The sequence below is a fragment of the Pseudomonas sp. S3_C06 genome (genome assembly GCF_054667675.1).
Genome location: NZ_CP162747.1, coordinates 2,608,477 through 2,626,088 on the forward strand (window position 1 = coordinate 2,608,477; position 17,612 = coordinate 2,626,088).

The 17,612-nt window shown below is 59.5% G+C and carries 10 protein-coding genes; 4 read left to right on the top strand and 6 right to left on the bottom strand.

Going from position 1 to position 17,612, the window contains the following annotated elements:
- Positions 1–248: 248 nt before the first annotated feature.
- On the top strand, positions 249–3,392 hold the full coding sequence (locus AB4N44_RS11385) for a transglycosylase domain-containing protein (RefSeq protein WP_160041677.1): 3,144 nt from the start codon (positions 249–251) through the stop codon (positions 3,390–3,392).
- Positions 3,393–3,584: 192 nt separating this feature from the next.
- Entirely contained in the window at positions 3,585–8,684 is a 5,100-nt protein-coding gene (locus AB4N44_RS11390) for a dermonecrotic toxin domain-containing protein (RefSeq protein ID WP_460108891.1), read from the top strand.
- Positions 8,685–8,735: 51 nt separating this feature from the next.
- Here AB4N44_RS11390 and AB4N44_RS11395 read toward each other — a convergent pair whose 3' ends face one another.
- The 6 genes from AB4N44_RS11395 to AB4N44_RS11420 all read right to left on the bottom strand — a co-directional run bounded on the left by AB4N44_RS11395 (position 8,736) and on the right by AB4N44_RS11420 (position 15,657).
- On the bottom strand, positions 8,736–9,959 hold the full coding sequence (locus AB4N44_RS11395) for a hypothetical protein (protein ID WP_460108890.1): 1,224 nt from the start codon (positions 9,957–9,959) through the stop codon (positions 8,736–8,738).
- A gap of 19 nt (positions 9,960–9,978) precedes the next feature.
- On the bottom strand, positions 9,979–10,491 hold the full coding sequence (locus AB4N44_RS11400; RefSeq protein WP_177413880.1) for a CS1 type fimbrial major subunit: 513 nt from the start codon (positions 10,489–10,491) through the stop codon (positions 9,979–9,981).
- 33 nt (positions 10,492–10,524) lie between these two features.
- Positions 10,525–11,268: a molecular chaperone gene (locus AB4N44_RS11405; protein WP_127929631.1), complete on the bottom strand. Its 744-nt coding sequence runs from the start codon at positions 11,266–11,268 to the stop codon at positions 10,525–10,527.
- Positions 11,269–11,312: 44 nt separating this feature from the next.
- Positions 11,313–12,527 carry a hypothetical protein gene (locus AB4N44_RS11410; RefSeq protein WP_460108888.1) on the bottom strand — a complete coding sequence of 405 codons (1,215 nt, stop codon included), beginning with the start codon at positions 12,525–12,527 and terminating at the stop codon, positions 11,313–11,315.
- A gap of 4 nt (positions 12,528–12,531) precedes the next feature.
- Positions 12,532–15,054: a CS1-pili formation C-terminal domain-containing protein gene (locus tag AB4N44_RS11415; protein WP_127929633.1), complete on the bottom strand. Its 2,523-nt coding sequence runs from the start codon at positions 15,052–15,054 to the stop codon at positions 12,532–12,534.
- 123 nt (positions 15,055–15,177) lie between these two features.
- Positions 15,178–15,657 (bottom strand): CS1 type fimbrial major subunit, encoded by a 480-nt coding sequence (locus AB4N44_RS11420; RefSeq protein WP_127929634.1) that lies wholly within the window; start codon positions 15,655–15,657, stop codon positions 15,178–15,180.
- Positions 15,658–16,167: 510 nt separating this feature from the next.
- Between AB4N44_RS11420 and AB4N44_RS11425 the strand changes: the two genes are divergently transcribed.
- Both AB4N44_RS11425 and AB4N44_RS11430 read left to right on the top strand, forming a co-directional pair.
- Complete coding sequence (locus AB4N44_RS11425; protein WP_127929635.1) at positions 16,168–16,743, top strand: PadR family transcriptional regulator; 576 nt, start codon at positions 16,168–16,170, stop codon at positions 16,741–16,743.
- Positions 16,740–17,528: a siderophore-interacting protein gene (locus AB4N44_RS11430; RefSeq protein ID WP_150750433.1), complete on the top strand. Its 789-nt coding sequence runs from the start codon at positions 16,740–16,742 to the stop codon at positions 17,526–17,528. Before AB4N44_RS11425 ends, AB4N44_RS11430 begins: the two co-directional genes overlap by 4 nt.
- The last annotated feature ends 84 nt before the right edge of the window (positions 17,529–17,612 follow it).

Genomic DNA, 17,612 nt, shown 5'->3' on the forward strand with positions numbered 1-17,612 from the left:
CTTTATCCACTTATGTTTTTTGTAAACTTTCATACTCACCATTGAATATAAGAACACTCATGTTTTTAACCACCAGCAACCCGTCCAGATTATTGGAGCGGCAACCTCTGCAACGTCGCCACTCATCGAGGGCTGGAGCCTCGTCAGCGCTTCGATGCTCAGCGCCCGCACAATTCCCTCGCCACTCGCCAACCACCGTCTAAGCTTCAGACAAGTCCGATCAATCTGCGTGAATGGATCAATCGACTATGGGCGCTTTGTGGCAAACCGATTCGAGTAAAGCCGTGGTTCCGACTGAACGAGTGGATGAAGCGCCTGTCCCTGAAAAAACCCGCCGCAATCGGCATGGGTGGAAGGCTTTCTGGTTGTTGCTGGTGATTATCGCGATCGTGGTGGGGCTGGCCGCGTCCAAGGAAATGCGCACCTCGCGCTTTCAGTCACGCGAGCTCAGCCAGTACGCGGCGTCACTGACCTACCATCTGGAACCCGGTCCCAGCGAAGCGATTCGCTATCCGGGCAATGGACCATTCGATCTGCGTCTGGGCTACAGCTCCCTTGATGAATTCCTGCCGCGCTTGCTCAAACGCAATTACGTCGTGACCGAGCAGACGCGTTTTTCGCCGGCCCTGCTCAGCTACACCGACAAAGGCCTGTTCGTACCGTATTCGGAGAAGATCCAGGCCGGGCTGTCGATCACCGATTGCCGCGCCGCGCCGCTGTACAAGTACAACTATCCGCAACAACTGTACGCCGACTTCGCCGCTATTCCGCCCGTGGTAGTCAGCAGCCTGTTGTTCATCGAAAACCGTTTCCTGCTCGACCCGAAACAACCGTTGGCCAACCCGGCGGTAGACTGGCCGCGCTTCGGCATGGCGGCGTGGTCGCAAGTGGCGAAATTGCTGCGCTTGCCCGGCCAGTCGGCGGGCGGCAGCACGCTGGCGACGCAGCTGGAAAAGTACCGCCACTCCCCGGATGGCCTGACGGTGTCCGGTGCGGAAAAACTGCGGCAGATGATGTCCGCCAGCGTGCGCGCCTATCAGCCCGGCCCGCAGACCTTGGGGGCACGGCAGAACATCGTGCGTGACTACCTCAACAGCGTGCCGCTCTCGGCGGTGCCGGGGCATGGCGAAGTGCATGGCATGGCGGAAGGGTTGCGGGTCTGGTACGGCAGCGACTTCAAGCAGGCCAACGAACAGTTGAACAGCCCGGCGACCGATCCGAAAACCATGGCCGCCAAAGGTCTGGCCCTGCGCGAGATGTTGTCGCTGATGATCGCCCAGCGCCGCCCTTCGTATTATCTGACCAAGGGCCGCGAGGAACTCGCTGATCTCACCGACAGCCATTTGCGTCTGCTCAAACAGAACGCGGTGATCGATGGCGCATTGGCCGATGCCGCCCTTGCCAGCAAGGTCAGCTACCGCGACTGGCAGACCCAGCCGACCATGCAGCCCATCGAAACCAACAAGGGCATCAGCGCCGCCCGCAGTCGTCTGGCGAGCATGCTCAACCGGCCGCTGTACGACCTCGACCGCCTCGATCTGTCAGCCACGAGTACCCTTCAGGGCGAGCTGCAAACCCAGGCCACCGCGTACCTGAAAAAACTTGCCGACCCGGCCTATGCCGCTGAAATCGGCCTGCTCGGCGAACGCTTGCTGACGCCGACCAGTACCACGCAAGTGCGCTACAGCTTCACCCTTTTCGAACTGACCCCGGACGGCTCACGGGTGCGAGTGCAGACTGACAGCACCGACCAGCCCTTCGACATCAACGAAGGCAGCAAACTCGAACTCGGCTCAACGGCGAAAATGCGTGTGCTCACCACCTACCTGCAAATCATCGCCGAACTGCACGACAAGTATGGGGCGATGAGCGTGCCGGAGTTGAAGAAAGTCGAAGTCCCCGATCAGGATCGCCTGAGCCAGTGGGTCATCGATTACCTGATTCAAAACAAGGATCACGACCTGTCGAAGCTGCTCGGCGCCGCACTCGATCGCAAATACTCGGCGAGCCCCGGCGAGGCATTCTTCACCGGCGGCGGCTTGCACACGTTCCACAACTTTCGCAAGGAAGACAACGGCCGCCTACCGACCCTGCGCGATGCCCTGCGCGAGTCGATCAACCTGCCGTTCATTCGCCTGATGCGCGATCTGGTGCGTTACACCACCTACTCCGGCCCCAACAACAGTGCCGAATTGCTCAAGGATGATCGCGACCCGCGTCGCCAAGAATACCTGGCCAGTTTCGCCGACCGCGAAGGCACCTCGTTCCAGCTCAAGTTCTGGAAAAAATACAAAAACAAAGACACCCAGGCGCGCCTCGACACCTTCCTCGACAGCATGCGTCCGACGCCGATCCGCATGGCTGCCGTGCATCGCTATTTGTTGCCCGATGCCAGTCAGGAAGACTTCAACACCTTCGTGCGCTCACACCTCAAAGGCGCCAAGCTCAGCGAAAAACTCACCGACGATCGCCTGATCCGCCTCTACGATTCCTACGGCCCCGGCAGTTACGATTTGCCCGATCAAGGCTTTATCGCCAAGGTGCACCCGCTGGACCTGTGGATGATCGGCTACCTGCTCCACCACCCTGACGCGACCTTCGGCGAGATCGTCAAGGCCAGCCATTTCGAACGTCAGGAAGTCTACAGCTGGCTGTTCAAAAGCAAGCACAAGGGCGCCCGCGACAGCCGTATTCGCACCATGCTCGAGATCGAGGCGTTCCTCGATATTCACCAGCGCTGGCAGAAAGTCGGTTATCCGTTCGATCACCTGGTGCCGTCGCTGGCCACCGCCATTGGCAGCTCCGGCGATCGCCCCGCCGCACTCGCCGAATTGATCGGCACCATCCTCAATGACGGCGTGCGCATGCCGACATTGCGCATCGACAGCCTGCACTTTGCCGCCGACACGCCGTACGAAACGCAACTGGTCAACGACCCACATGTCGGCAAGCGAGTGATGCCGGTGGAAGTGGCCAGAGCAATGCGCGAGGCGCTGTCGCAAGTGGTCGATGCCGGTACGGCAAAACGTGTTTCCGGCAGTTTCAAACTGGCCGATGGCAGCCCGCTGGCCATGGGTGGCAAAACCGGGACCGGCGACAACCGCATCGAGGCCATTGGCTCGGGCGGACGCATCCTCAGTTCGAAGTCGATCAACCGCACGGCGACCTTCGTGTTCTACATCGGCGACCACCATTTCGGCACCCTCACCGCGTTCGTTCCGGGGCGTTCGGCGGAGAACTTCAAGTTCACCTCGGCCCTGCCTACACAGGTGCTCAAGGGCATGGCGCCGATTCTCACGCCGTATCTGCAACCGGGCAGCGACTCGCAATGCAAGCCGACGCAAACCGCCAGCGTTGCAATGCTCGAGGCACAGCGTCCTACAGCGAGGTAACAAATCGTGTCGGGGTATTCGGAATCAGGGTGACGTTTTTTCTCGGCGGTGGGTGGTACTTATGTATTTTTCAGATTCGAATTTTCGTCGGGTTAGCCGCCCGCCAAGTCGTTTGCCTCCCGATCTTTGAACTTTTGTTTTGCCCTGCCGTGGGTAGGCTGATCACTCCTCAACAATCAAGGATGATTGGCCATGTCTCTCGCTCCCCTGCCTGCCGAACTCGCGGACAAAGGACGGCACTACGAATTCATCAAAGCCGCCGTCGACGACAGTTTCAAGAACGCCACCCTCGGTCGTGCCAACGCCCTGGCAGCCGCGCCACTGACGAACCCTGCCTGGTACAGCACTGCGCCCGCCGCCTACCGGAAGAAACTCGCCGCCGCCAACCTCAAGGCCTGGGGTTCGCAGAACCAGGTGGATCATCTGCTGGCGAAAACCGACCTGTATGCCTTCGCCGAACCATTGCTCAAGGCAAAAATCAAGGAGCGTCACGGCATTGAGCCGGATGTCAAAAAAACGTGGCTACGCCTGTACCTTCCCACGAACAGTGACTCCGACGGTGCCAAGACCCGCACCGTCTCGGTACTGGACGCCGCACTGCATAATTTCGCCCGCAATGAAACGCTTGGCCATGGCTCGGACTACATCAGCGAACCCGATGAGCGCGGTTTGTTCAATGTCGTGCCGATCAAAAGCGTCATGCCCATCAACCAGTTTCAAACGCTGTGCCGGGAGCTGGACATCGGTGCGCAGTACAAAAAGCATCTAGAGAGCTACCTGCTGCCCGGCGAACCGCTGGCCGAAAGCGTTCTGCAACACAAAGTGACTCAAAGCCAGAAAGACGCTCTCGCCGTCGCGGCGCAACTGGCGCTGATCAAGGATGACGTCCCGTACGACGCCTACAAAATGGTGTTGGGTCTGGCCGAAAACAAACCGCAACTGTTACTCAATGGCCGCTCAATGCAGTGCGCGGACCTGTCGCTGCTCGGTACGCGACTGACCGGGATCCTGCTGCTGACCCATGCGCAGCCGGACAACCGCGGCATTAATCGCCTGATTGTCTACATCCCCCACGACCCCGATCATCCACTCAAGGAATACGACTCGCTGAAAGCGTTCCGGGAAGAGTTAGCGCGCCAGTTGCGCGAAGACCGTTTCAGCGACACGACCCGGCAGACCTATCGTCAGTTTTTCAGCCAGTTCGTCGATCAACAGCAGCGCGGACACTTCTTCGCTGAACTCGAACAACGCCTGTTCATCACGCGCTACCACCACCGACAGGATCCGACCGATCAGCGACCGGCATGGCGCAAGGATCCCGTGAGCAACCCCAACCTGCGATTCAGTCGGGTGAAACTGCAAGGCGATTACTGGCGCCACGCCTATCAGCAAAAACTCAACAAGATCCTCAACGACGCCCCGGAAATCGCCGTTTCCACTGCCGACGCCGACAGTAAGGCGCGCGACGCCTGGTGGGACAACTTCAAGAAAATCCTCTCGGAGATCTTCAATGTCGCCCTGTTGATTGCCACGCCATTCGTACCGGGGCTGGGCGAATTGATGATGGCTTACACCGTCTACCAACTGACCACCGAAGTCATCGAAGGCATTGTCGATCTGGCCGAAGGTCTGTGGCAGCAAGCCGCCGATCATGTCATCGGCGTGGTGACCAGCGTTATTCAGCTGGCGGCTTTTGGTGCGGGCGCGGAAATCGCCAGTGCCTTCAAAATCAAACTGTCACCGCTGGTCGAGGGCATGAAACCGGTGCGCTTGCCCGATGGCAAACCGACGCTGTGGCACCCCGACCTCGGCCCTTATGAACACAAGAGCCTGCAACTCAATGCCGCCTCGAAACCCGACTCTCATGGCCTGCACAACCACGGCCGCGAAAGCATTCTGCCGCTCGAGGGCAAGCTCTACAGTGTGGAAAAAGCCTCGACGCGTGCCGACATAAAAACCTACCGGGTCAACCATCCCGAGCGAGCCAATGCGTACAAACCGATCATTGAACACAACGAGCACGGCGCCTGGCGACATGAGGCGGAAAACCCGGCGGACTGGGAGGAGCAAGCCCTGATGCCGCGCCTGGGCCACCGCGCCGAGCGCTTCTCGCCGACGCAGCTGGAGCAGATCCGCATCAGCAGCGGCACCGGGCACGAACAGCTGCGCCGCATGCACAGCGCCAGCAGCGCACCACCACCGTTGCTGGCCGACGGTCTCAAGCGTTTTTCAGCTTACGATGACGCGAGGATTGCCAGTGCCAATATTCGCGCCGGCCGGCCGATCGCAGCCGAGTCGGACTGGTTCGAACCGATCGTCACCAGCCTGCCCGGCTGGCCGCGCCAACGGGCGATGAACGTGCTGTACGAGCATCTCGATGGCTATTCGCGCCGGTACGGCAATCCGACGGCCAGCCCGGCCGACACCCTGACGATCACCCAGTCCGAACTCAATGCCGGGCACTTGCCGGAGCGGCTGGTGAGGTTTCTGAATGACGCGCAAATGCGCGCTTTGCTGGGGCGCGAGGTGCCCTCGGCGGAGCGTGTGCAAGCGCTACGCAATGTGCTTGCCGATGCCGTCGACAAACGCCAGACGGAGGTGTCCATGCGCCTCTATCAAGCGAGCGAACGATCCAGCAAGCCTGAGGCAGGCGTCCTGCGCAAAACGTTTCCTGAACTGCCGTTGCCACTGAGTGAAAAACTTCTGGCCGAGGCCAGTGCTGCCGAGTTGCAACGCACGGTGAACGAAAAACGCCTGCCACTGCGCCTCAAGACTGAAGCACGAGAACTGGATTTTGAAGCCAGGGCCAGCCGTGCCTACGACGGTTTCTATCGCGACGATCAACTGTCTGCCGACACCGAACGGCTCGCGTTGGGGACCTTGCGCATTCACACTGACACCTTTGCCAACCTGCGCATCGAGGTACGCGAAGGCACGCACGACGGGCCGTTGCGTTGCAGCGTCGGAGCGGAAGACGCCAGTACCCTCAGAAGCCTGATCAGAGATGAACACGGCCGCTACGAAGTGTTCGACGCCAACCACCGGTCGCTGCACGGCGCCGATGATTTCTATGAATCGATGCTGCATGCGGTACCGGCTGAAACGCTGTCAAGCGTGGGCTACCGGCAAGGTCAGGGCCAAGCGTTGAAATTGTGGCTGATGGAGCAGTCGGCCGCTCCCGCTGAACGCCGCAGCGTGCTGGCAGACCCGCCGATTCGCCCGGTGATCACCATCGAAACCGAAACGCTGGTACGTGGCTTGCCCCGGCCTCTCCGTGCATCGACCCGGGAGGAAAAAATCAGCGACCTGTATCCGTCAATGAACCCGAGGGAAGTGGCCTCGTTCCTTAAGGTGTTGCAGCGCCGGGGCGACCCGGATGAAGCCATCGCACGCCTGCACCAGGAGCTCAAGGAGCTGCGCAGCGAACTGGATAACTGGCGCAACAGTTTTCCTCCCGAGGTGGATCCAGAGACAGGCTACGCCGGCGTGTCATCGGACTATCTGCACAATGGCGGCGAAATGATCGAGCAACAGCTGATCGAATGCTTCCAGCGCCAAAGCACGTTTTTCGACGAGCGCAGCGTCCATCCAGAGGAAGGCTACACACTGGATTTGTCCGCCGAGCTCCAAGGCAAAAAACTCGAACCCTGGTGGAATGCGCTGCGCAAGCGCCCGAAAATGAAACAGTACTTCGATCGCATCACGGCCCTCAGCCTCGACCGGGCGCAACTTTCTGCAGATCCCAGTGCGCTGCTGAGCAGTTTCCCCAACCTTCGCCAATTGAGCGCCCGCAAGTGTGAGTTGCAGGAACTGCCTTCGATCCTCGGATTGATGCGCCCGCTGAGGGTTCTGGATCTGGCCGATAATCGAATCAGACTGAGTGCTGACTCCACGCAACAGCTCGCAGGCCTGACAGAGTTGCGAACGCTGAATCTGAACGGCAACCCTTTGACCCTGCCACCTGACGTCGGGCGTATGGAATATCTGACCGAGCTGAATCTGGCCAATACCGGCATCGAGAGCTGGCCCGAAGGCCTGTTCACGGTCAATGACCTGGACAAACAGCGGCCACGCAGTTTCATGCTGGACATGCGCGCAGCGCCCATCAAGACCTTACCCAAAGTCACTCCCGGTTCCAGTCAGGCGCACATTCTCGGTCGCGCGCGTTTCGATACCGGGCGGCTGTCCAACGAGGATCGCGTGCGCTATGGCACCTACCGCAAATCCGTAGGCATGGCGTTTGTGCAGGACTATTCAGCGGCGGCCGATGACGAGATCAGCCACTGGAAGTTGTTTCCTCAGGAACAATCCCCTTTCAGCCCTTCAGCAGCGTTCAGCAAATACCGCGAAGAATCCTGGCATGACCTCATGGCCGAACCCGATTCCGGCGGTTTTTTCGCCATGATCCGCAAACTGCGAGAAAGCGCCGATTACCGCTTCGACCAGGGTCGCCGACGCTTGACTCAGCGTGTCTGGGAAATGGTCGATGCCGCAGCGCTGGACGCAAAACTGCGCGGGAAGCTGTTCAAGCAGATCGTGTCGCCGAAAGATTGCGGCGATTTCGGTGCGCAGTTGTTCAACTCGCTGGGCATGAAGGTGCTGGTGTCCAAGGCCTACGCAGAATCCACCTCAGCCGCCATGCTTGAGGACAAACTCGTGCGCCTGGCCCACAGCGCGGCGCGCTTGAATCGGGTGACCGACGAAGCGGTGTTCGAATACAAGACACAAGCAAGGCTGAACGAAGAGGACCCGCGCAATCTTGCGCCGGATGAAGTCGAAGTGCACATGGCCTTCGAAACGGGGCTGGCTGAACGTCTGCAATTACCCTGGCAGACCGAAGGCATGCTGTACCGGCCTCGTTCGGGCGTGACCGACGAAAAGATCAATAACGCCTACGACAGGATCATTGCCGGTGAACACGGCGATGGTCTGGTCAACGGCATGCTCGATCTGTATTACGGCAAGTTCTGGGAAAAGTATTTGCGCAAGACTTATCCGGAGGAGATCGCACGCAATGATCTTGCGTTTCGTCCCAAGGAGGACTTGCTCGCAGAACTGAAAGAGGCAAAGGCTGAATGGGCCTTCCCGAACGAGCAAACCAATCTGCACACACTCACCGCCCGGATCGAGGACCTGGCCAGACAGCTGGGTATTCCTGACGCCCCGGAGCTGTTCGACGATGCGCCGTTGAGCGATAAACTTTATAAAGAGCTGTATGACGGTATCAGCTCGCAACGCAAGGAGTTGTTGCGGCGCTGGACCCGTGAAGCAATGGCCAGAGCCGGCCTCTGACGGCGCCGCTTGTCAACTCGGCCAGCGCCGCCGAAGGCTGGCCGGGATTGCCTAACCGGTTTCCGAATCCCAGATCACCGTGATATTGCCTTTATAGGGCCGGCCTTTGGCGTTGTTGATCAGCCAATCGGTCCAGTCTTTACTTATTTCGAAGTGCAGTGTTCCGGGCCTGCGATCAACATAAAAACCCGGTTTAAACACCGGACTGGTGTCACGACGCAACGGGAAACGCCGGACCGCCTGACCAGCGCTGTCAGTCAAGCCGTTGGGCAAGCTGACGCTGACGTCGACGCCACCCGCGTAACCGGTCTCGCGATCCAGAATGGCACAACCTGTCCCCGTGCCCAGTTCATGTTCGCACTCAAGCTTCATGGTGAACTGCGACGACGCGGAGATATGGAAAAGCTGATCGCGGTAAAGCCGCACCGGTTTGCGCCCGCTCTCCAGCCAACTGCGCCAGCCGCCCTGAGGCTCCAGCACGATGTGGTTACCCCCGGGCGGAATATCCACTTTCAGGGTGTGCTGCACGTCCAGTACGAAGTCCAGAGTAAGGTTGCTGTCGTCGGCCTGCATCAATGACCCCATGTCGAAATCGCCGCCGGGCCCGAGGGTGTAAGTCAATGAGCCGACATAGCGACCGGAGGCCATGCCCAGTGGATTGGGCGTGAGCAGTTCGTAGGCGAAATCCAGCGTATCGAAAGACATCGATGGAATGTGGTACGCCGGGATCTTCGCGCACATGGCATCAAACGGGGTTTTCCAGAAGAAGCGGAAGGTTTCCGGACCATGTTCGGCAACGCCGCTGTAGGTGCAAGGACGGGCAACACCATTCACCCAACTGTCCGTGGTCCACAGCCTGCCATGCGCTTCAAGCGGGGTGCTACCGCCTGCCAGGCGCATTGCCGGATGGCTCAGCACATAATTGGAGCCGAGCCCGGTGATGCGCACCGCGAGCGTTTCCGTGGCTTGCGTTTGCGTATGGGTCACGGTCAGCTGGCTCCAGCGGACGGGGGCCTTGACTCCGACCGAGTCGCCGATGCCGACGTAGCGAGTCGAAGTGAAACGCGCCGGTACGCGAATACTGAACATGCGGAAGTTGGCGCACTCGGTCGGATGTGTCTGGCAATAACCGCTGTTTGGCGTCTGGTTAACGAACGCGTTGTTGTTCGGTTTGGACGAATCGGGCTGAAACAACGCCCGGATCTCCTGATTCAGTGCCAGCGCCTCGGGGACGTTCATTATCAGCAGGCACAGCAGCAAGATGATTTTCTTCATGATTCAACTCGCCTGACGGTCACGGTTCTGACTCCCCGGCTGGCGCGGCGGCACTGAACATCAGCAACACATTGCCGCTGTAATCACCCGAACGATAGCCGCCCTGCGGCTCGATCGGCTCGATTTTCAACGCCACGCGCTTGCCGCCGGCAGCCTCCTCCTTCGAGACCACTTGCTGAGGAACAATGTGTGAACTGAGCACGACGTCATTGAACGTGACCCGCAGCATGATCACCTCATTCGGCCGGCCATTTTCCAGATAGGGCTCAAAGAGCAGGCGTGCATCGATGGCGCTGCTGTCATGGCGCACGTCAAAGTTTTTCTCCAGGCTGCCGAGGGTTGCCTTGGGGTAATCCCAGAACAGCTGTTGCGGCCGGTGAATCCAGTCCGGCTCGGCGGGAATGACATAAAAGGGCCGGCTGGGAATGGTCAGGGACACCTCGAAGGTGTGCTCTTCCCGGGCCGCCCACGCCAGCGCGCCGGTCAGCCCGGTGGCGACCATCAGCGCAGCGACGGTGCATTGCTTGATCATGTTGATTACCCGATGCGTCAATGGAAACAGACCCTAGCGACTCGCGATCTTCACGTTTTTTTTGTCGCTGCCTTCGATCAGGAAGAAGCGGTATTCGCGCCCCTTTTCCTTATCGAAAGCGAACGTCTTGCCCGCCAGCACATGGTGCTTGGTGGTCGCACCGCAGTCGGATTCCTTGCTCAGCGAGCAGCTTTTGAACTCGTCGACGACGATCACCGTATTGCCGTTGTTGCGCAGTTCGTAGCGGCTGGCGCTGTCATTGATCAGCGTGTCGAAACGCGCGTCTTTTGGCCGCACGAAAAAGATCGTGCCAAACCCGGTCATCACGTTGACCCCGGCCGACAGCGAGTTTTTATAGTCCTCGCGCTCTTCGTTGCTGACCACGAATTCGTCTTCCTTCTCCGGCACCACCGGCACGAAGCGCACGCGAAAATAGCGCTCGCGATCACGCTCGCCCATGTACAGCAGACGCGTGCCCTGCATGCCCTGCGCCGGCACGATCAGCCGCGCGGGACTGGCCATCAGGCCATTGCGCGAGGCACCGTCGGCCGCGTTTTGCACAGCAATTTCCTGCGAAGTACCGTCGGCGCCGTAGACGATTTCCAGCACGTTGACCTTGACGAACGCGGTGGCATCGCCGCTATTGAAGACACGTTTGAGGTAGGTACTTTTATCGGCGTCGAGATAGTCGTACACGGTGCCGACATTGATCTGCGGACCGGCCTGGGCGGTCAGACAAAACACGCTGAGCACGCCCAGCAGAAAACCACGGTTCATCGTTTTCAACTCCCTGAAATTTGAGTAAGGCCTCGCTCGGACGGTCATACGTCCGAGTCCCAGATAATGGTGATGTTGCCGCGCAGCCGGTCGGTCTTGCCGGGCCGCAGAAGAAAATCGATAGCGAAGGGGGTCATTTCGAACAGCAGCGAACCTGGCTTGCGGTCGACATAGATACCGGGCTGGTAGGGTCCCGCCCAATGGTTGAAACTCAGAGGCGACCGGGTGACATTGCCACCGCCTGGGCCGCTGATGCCTGGCGGTAACGTCAGGAAGACTTCGACCTCAGTGGAATCGCCCTTCGGGCTCCCCAACTTGCATGCCGTTCCGCCAGTGGAATTGCACAACATCAATACCTTGAAGCGCGATGACGCCGAGATATAGAACGGTTGATCGCGAAAAATCCGCGTTGGTTTGCGACCACTGTCCATCCAGCGCGCCCACCCGCCTTCAGGTTCCAGAGAGACGTTGTTGCCACCGGGCGGCAGGTCGATCTTGAGGGTGTGCTGTACGTCGAGGACGAAGTCGAGGGTCAGGTTGTCGTCGTCCGGGCGCATCAAGTGACCCATGTGAAAATCTCCACCGGGGCCCATGGAATAGCTGATCGATCCGGTGTACAGGCCGCTCGACATGCCCAATGGGTTAGGGGTTTTCAGTGCATAGGAAAAGTCGAGCTTCTCGAACCACATCGATGGAATCGGCAGAGCGACGGTCTTGGTACAAGTGGACTCCACCGGTGTGTGCCAGAAAAACCGATAGGTTTTATTACTGACTCCGCTCACTGGGCTGTTGCGACAAGGCGGCGCGGCATACACCCAACCGTTGGAAGTCCACAGTCGATCATGGGCCTGGAACATGTTGTCGATTCCGGTGAGATCCTGCACCGTCTCACTCAAATGAAAAGTTGAGCCGACGCCAGTGATACTTACCTCGACCTCCTCCGTCTCGCCGGTATCGCGATTGGTCACCGTCAACCGTCGCCAGTTGACGGGAACCTGCAGCGAGACGCCCCAACCGGGGACGAGGTCGCGGTATGACGTGAAACGAACCGGCACTTCGATGCTGAACATATTGGTGGCGGCACACTGATCGGGATAGCTCACGCAATAGCCGCTGTTGGGCGTCTGATTGACGAAGAGGTTGTTGCTCGGCTGCGCAGGATCGGGCTGAAACAACGCACGAATTTCCTGATTCACGGCCTGCGCCGGCGACACGCTGAGCGCCAATGCCACTGCGCAACCGGTTGCAATTATTCTCATAGGATCAACCCGCCTTCTGTTCAGTGGTCGTGACATCGGCCAGGGTGTCCGGCGTACAGCGCAGGTCACCGATCATCAGCACGTTGTTTTCACTGCGATGGTCGGCCTCGTTGAGGCGGAACTGGCACAGCAACTGATTGCCCTGACGGACTTCCAGAGTCGGCGAGCCGGCGTTCATTTCCATCGAAAAGAACCCGTCGACCTCGGTCACGCCACGGCTGGCGTGGTTGATCACGTGATGCCCCTTGAGCGGCTGCCCCTGCGCATCGACCAGGCGGCCGAGTACGGTCAGGGTTTTCATCACGCGGACCTTGCGATACTCCACGCCGCCCTTGTTCAGGTGATAACGCGTGCGCGCCGGCTCGATCGTCGCCGCTGGCACGTTGTTGCCCTCGAAATCGAAACTCACCGAGCTGTTCTGGTAGGCGGTGATCGGTATGAAATTGCGCCCCGGCTTCAATGCCGCGCCGCCGCCGCTGTAATCATCGGCACGCAGCGCGATGTCCTCGATGTCCGACTCGACGTCGACAATCATCCCGGCGCCACGCACTTCGCTCTGGCTGGTCATGAGCATCTGCTGCCCCCCCACCACCAGCGTGCTGTCGACGTTGAGGCCGCCGGTGAAATTGCCGTTGTACGAGGAGCGCTGAACGAAGGCGTCGCCGTTGACCGCATCGGTGCGGAAATTGGCCAGGCTGGACATGCCCACGCCATAGGTGTCGGTGAGCGCAGTGACCGAAACGCTTTGCAGCACGTGATCCTTGAGATCCTTGCGCCAGCCGAGGGAGGCGTTGTTATCGCGCGCGCCGTCCCGGGCAGTGCGCGAGCCGATACTGCCGGTAATCTGCTCGCCGGGTGCACCGAGTGCCATGTTGATGCTCAGATCGACGCCGCGATTGCGCGCATCGCCACTGCTGTAACTGCCCGGCCGATCGAACAGCGACAAGCGCCAACTGGCATCGCTGCCCAGCACCACCGTGCGCTGGGTCCAGCCCAGATCCACGCCCATGCCTTCGACATTGCCCTCGCTGTGCGAGACCCGTGCGTTGACCGAACTCTTGCTGCTGATGCGATGGTTAAGCGCCAGCGACGAATTGCTGGCCTGGCCGATAAACACATTGCGCGGCCGCACGCGGGTACCGTCGGGTAACGTGTCGTAGGTATTGGTGGTGTCGAGCCAACTGCGGTTGTGGCTGACGACGATACTGCCGGCGCCATAGTTGTAGAGGCTTTGCAGATCGAGACCGGTGCCGTAATCCTCGGTCTTGTAGACGTTGGCGTAGAGGCTGACGTGATTGGCCAGGGTCCAGTCGATGGACGTGCCGTATTGCAGTTTTTCACGGATCTGCCGCGCCGACAGGCCAAGGATCACCCGCGGGTGCAGCAGGTAGTTGACCGCCGCGCCCGCCGTCGGCTTGCCGCTGGCCTGGGTATCCCAGTTGCTCAGCAGCTTCTGTTCTTCACCGGCGAATACGTTGTAGCGCCAGCGCTCGTCGAGGTTGCGCCAGTTGTTGGGCTTGTACACCAGCTCCTGGGTTGTCGACGTGATCTGGCCGTCTTCGATCAGACGCACTTCCACTTCATAGATACCGCCGGGCAGCGGCCGGGTGTCGAGGGTCTGCAACCCGGCCGGCACCGATTGCGTGTTGATCAGCAGGCCGTCGCGCCAGATCTCCACCGAACCCTGACGGTTGGCAGTGACATAGATCGGATAAACGCTGGGCATCGGGCTATTGATGGCCAGGCTGTCGGAGCTGCCATACATCACACCGACAGCGGTGTCGGGGCTGCTGCCGAACGTACGTGGCTGGCGCGTCAACCCTTCGGAATTGGGGGTGAAATAACCCAGACGGAAAAAACTGCCTTGCAGTTCGCGCTGGGTATGAAGCTCATGGACGGCGTGGTAGAGCTTGTCGTCCGGACCGCCGAGACGGGCCATTTGCAGATTGAGTGTCTGGCTCCAGTTGCCCAGGCTTGAGCTGGCCTCAAGACCGAAACGTCCACCGAGGTCCTGATCCTGACCGCCATTGAGATTGAGCTGATTGCGCACCATCAGGCCGCTGCTGCCGCCATCGGGCTGCTCGTAATAGCGCTTGGCAGCTACATCGCGTTCAGCGTTTTCGGTGACGAGCGACACCAGCGAGTTTTCCAGGTTGTAGTGCACCGCCAGAAACTGGTCCGGGCAGGAACCGCTGCACGCGCCCAAGGGCACGCCGGGTTTCAGATAGCTCGCCCATTTTTCCCGCTCGGCGGGGCCGAAACGGTTTTCGCTGGTATCGGTGAATTCCAGCAGGGTGATGCGATCATCACGGGACAACACCACCATGGCCTCACCCAGTGGTTGCTGATCGACTTCAACCCGTACCGCCAGCGGCACATCAAAGAAATGCTCCTCGAAATCCGCCGGCAAACCCTTGGCCTGCGCCAGCAGACTGCGGGGTGTGGTACCGGTGGAGTTGGAAGCCACAGCTGCGCTGGCACAAAACAACAGCGCAAGCGCAGCCGCGATGGGTGTCATCGGGAACATGAACGCGTACTCGGATAACAAACAATGGGAGTCCGTCGAGGCAAACAAAGCGTCAGCCCCGACGGTCAAGCGTCAACATTGAAGTTGGGCTTAGTGCCTGATCGATCGATCAAGTGACGGCTGTTATGGCGTCACGGCGTCGAAGATCATCGCCACGGCTCCGGTGTAATCACCTGGCTGGAAGTTGCTGCCCACGGCGCTGATGTTCAGCGGCGCACGGTAGTTGACGTCGGACTCGGCTTCACCCACGACCATTTGCGGAGTCAGGGTCAGTTCCTTGTTGTTGAACAGCACGCGCAGGTCGATAGAAGTACTGCCCGAGACCAGTTTTGGCAGGCTCTCCAGGCTGGCGTGTACCGAGCCATTATTGTTGCGCACATCGAAGAAGCCATTGACGTCGCGCATTTTGCCGGTGGTCGGCTGATAGCTCATGTCCTGGTCCTTGTTGACCAGATCCGGATCGGTCGGCACGACATAGAAACCGTTGGTCGGCACATGCGCGACAAGGCTGATCGAGTGCGACGCTTCACCGGCGGCGAATGCGCCAGTGGAACCCAGTGCCAGAAGAGCCAGTGGAGCGGCGATTGCGAATTTCTTGAACATCGTTATGTACCTGTTTTCTTGATAGGGGGATGAGCATTGAAAGTTCAAGACAAACACTGGCCGAATCGCTGCCCGGCTTGTTTCAGGTCAACTTGAACTTTCAATGCCGGAGCATCATCGGCTGTTAACTCTGGGAAGTAAGCAGGCAACTTCCGACAACCTCGTAGTTAAACAACCCCATGACCCGCAAGAAAAAAGAACAAAAAAACAATATTCGAAACAGTGACTGTAAGTTCCACCCTACAGACAGTTTAAGTTAAAAAACCATACAGCAACTTCGCCCTGCCAGCACGGCTCGCCTAGTGCAATTTAGAACATATGCTCTACAAAGAATAGAGTGATGACTTTAACTTTCAGGTTATTGCGCGCGCCGTTCGCCGGCGAAATCATCGCTTGCCTGGGTGGCAGGTTGCCGCTCGTCAGCCCGGATCACGGCTCGGGGAAAAACATCTTGCACCCGCCTTAAGATATATCTTAAGTTGTATCTAAACACGACGAGAGAAGACTGAAATGAGAGACCATCATTCCCCCCACCGCGAACACGGCGACGGCCGTGACGGCTTTGAGAAGCGCCCCGGACGTGAGCGCGGCGGCCGTGGCCCACGGGTATTCGCCCCCGGTGACCTGAAATTGCTGCTGCTCGCGCTGGTCGCCGAGCAGCCATGCCACGGCTACGACCTGATCCGCCAGATCGAAGGCATGTTCGACGGCGCGTATAGCCCAAGCCCCGGCGTGATCTACCCGACCCTGACCTTTCTCGAAGAGAGCGAACTGATCACCGGCGACGCCGAGGGCGGCAAAAAACGCTACAGCGTCACCGAGGCCGGTCGTTTGTCTTTGAGCGAACAAGCCGTTGCCCTCGACGGCGTGCGCATGCGCATCGATGTGAGCAAACGCTCCCTGCGCGGCCATGATCGGCCGCCGGAAATCCACGAGGCGGTGCACAACCTGCGCCATGCTTTGCAAATGCACCACGGCCGCTGGAGCGCGGCAGAAATCCTGCGTGTGCGTGACCTGCTCAACGACACCGCCAAAGCCATCGTCGACGGCCCTGCCGTTCAACCTGTTTCGGAGAAAAGCGAATGACTGCAGTCGATACCCAAACCATTCACCGCGTGATGCACGAAATCAAACGCCGCAAGCTTGAGGTGTTGCGCGTGGTCGACCTGACGCCACGCATGCGCCGCATCACCCTTGGCGGGCCGGAACTGGCCGGGTTTATCAGTCTGGGCACTGACGATCACGTCAAGCTGTTGTTCCCGCAGAACGCCGAGCAGGTGGCCGCACTCGAAACGATGGTGCTTGGCGCCGGCAAGGACGATGGGCCGAAGCCCGAAATGCGCGACTACACCCCGCGTCGTTACGACCTCGATGCGCTGGAACTGGACATCGATTTTGTTCTGCACGGTGACGGCCCTGCGTCGACCTGGGCCGAGCAAGCCAAACCGGGGCAATTCCTGCACATCGGCGGCCCGCGCGGTTCGATGATCGTGCCGGACATTTTCGACAGCTACTTGCTGATCGGCGATGAAACCGCCCTGCCCGCCATCGCCCGCCGCCTCGAAGGCCTGGCGGCCAATCGCAAGGCGTTGGTGGTGATCGAAGTGGAAAACGGCGCCGAGCAGCAAGTGCTGGAGAGCCCGGCGCAGGTCAATGTGATCTGGGTGTTGCGCGAAGGCAGCAAGGACAACCTGCTGGCGACGGTTAAGCAATTGCAGGTGCCCAAGGGCAATCTGTATGCGTGGGTTGCGACCGAAACGAAAGTCTCACGGCAGATTCGCCGGGTGCTGATCGATGAGCATGGGCTGGATGAACAGTTCATCAAAGCCGTCGGCTACTGGCGCGCCGAAGGCACTCCTGAAGAAGAGTGATATCCCTTGTAGGAGTGAGCCTGCTCGCGATAGCGGAGTGTCAGTCAATAAATTTGTAACTGTTCCACCGCCATCGCGAGCAGG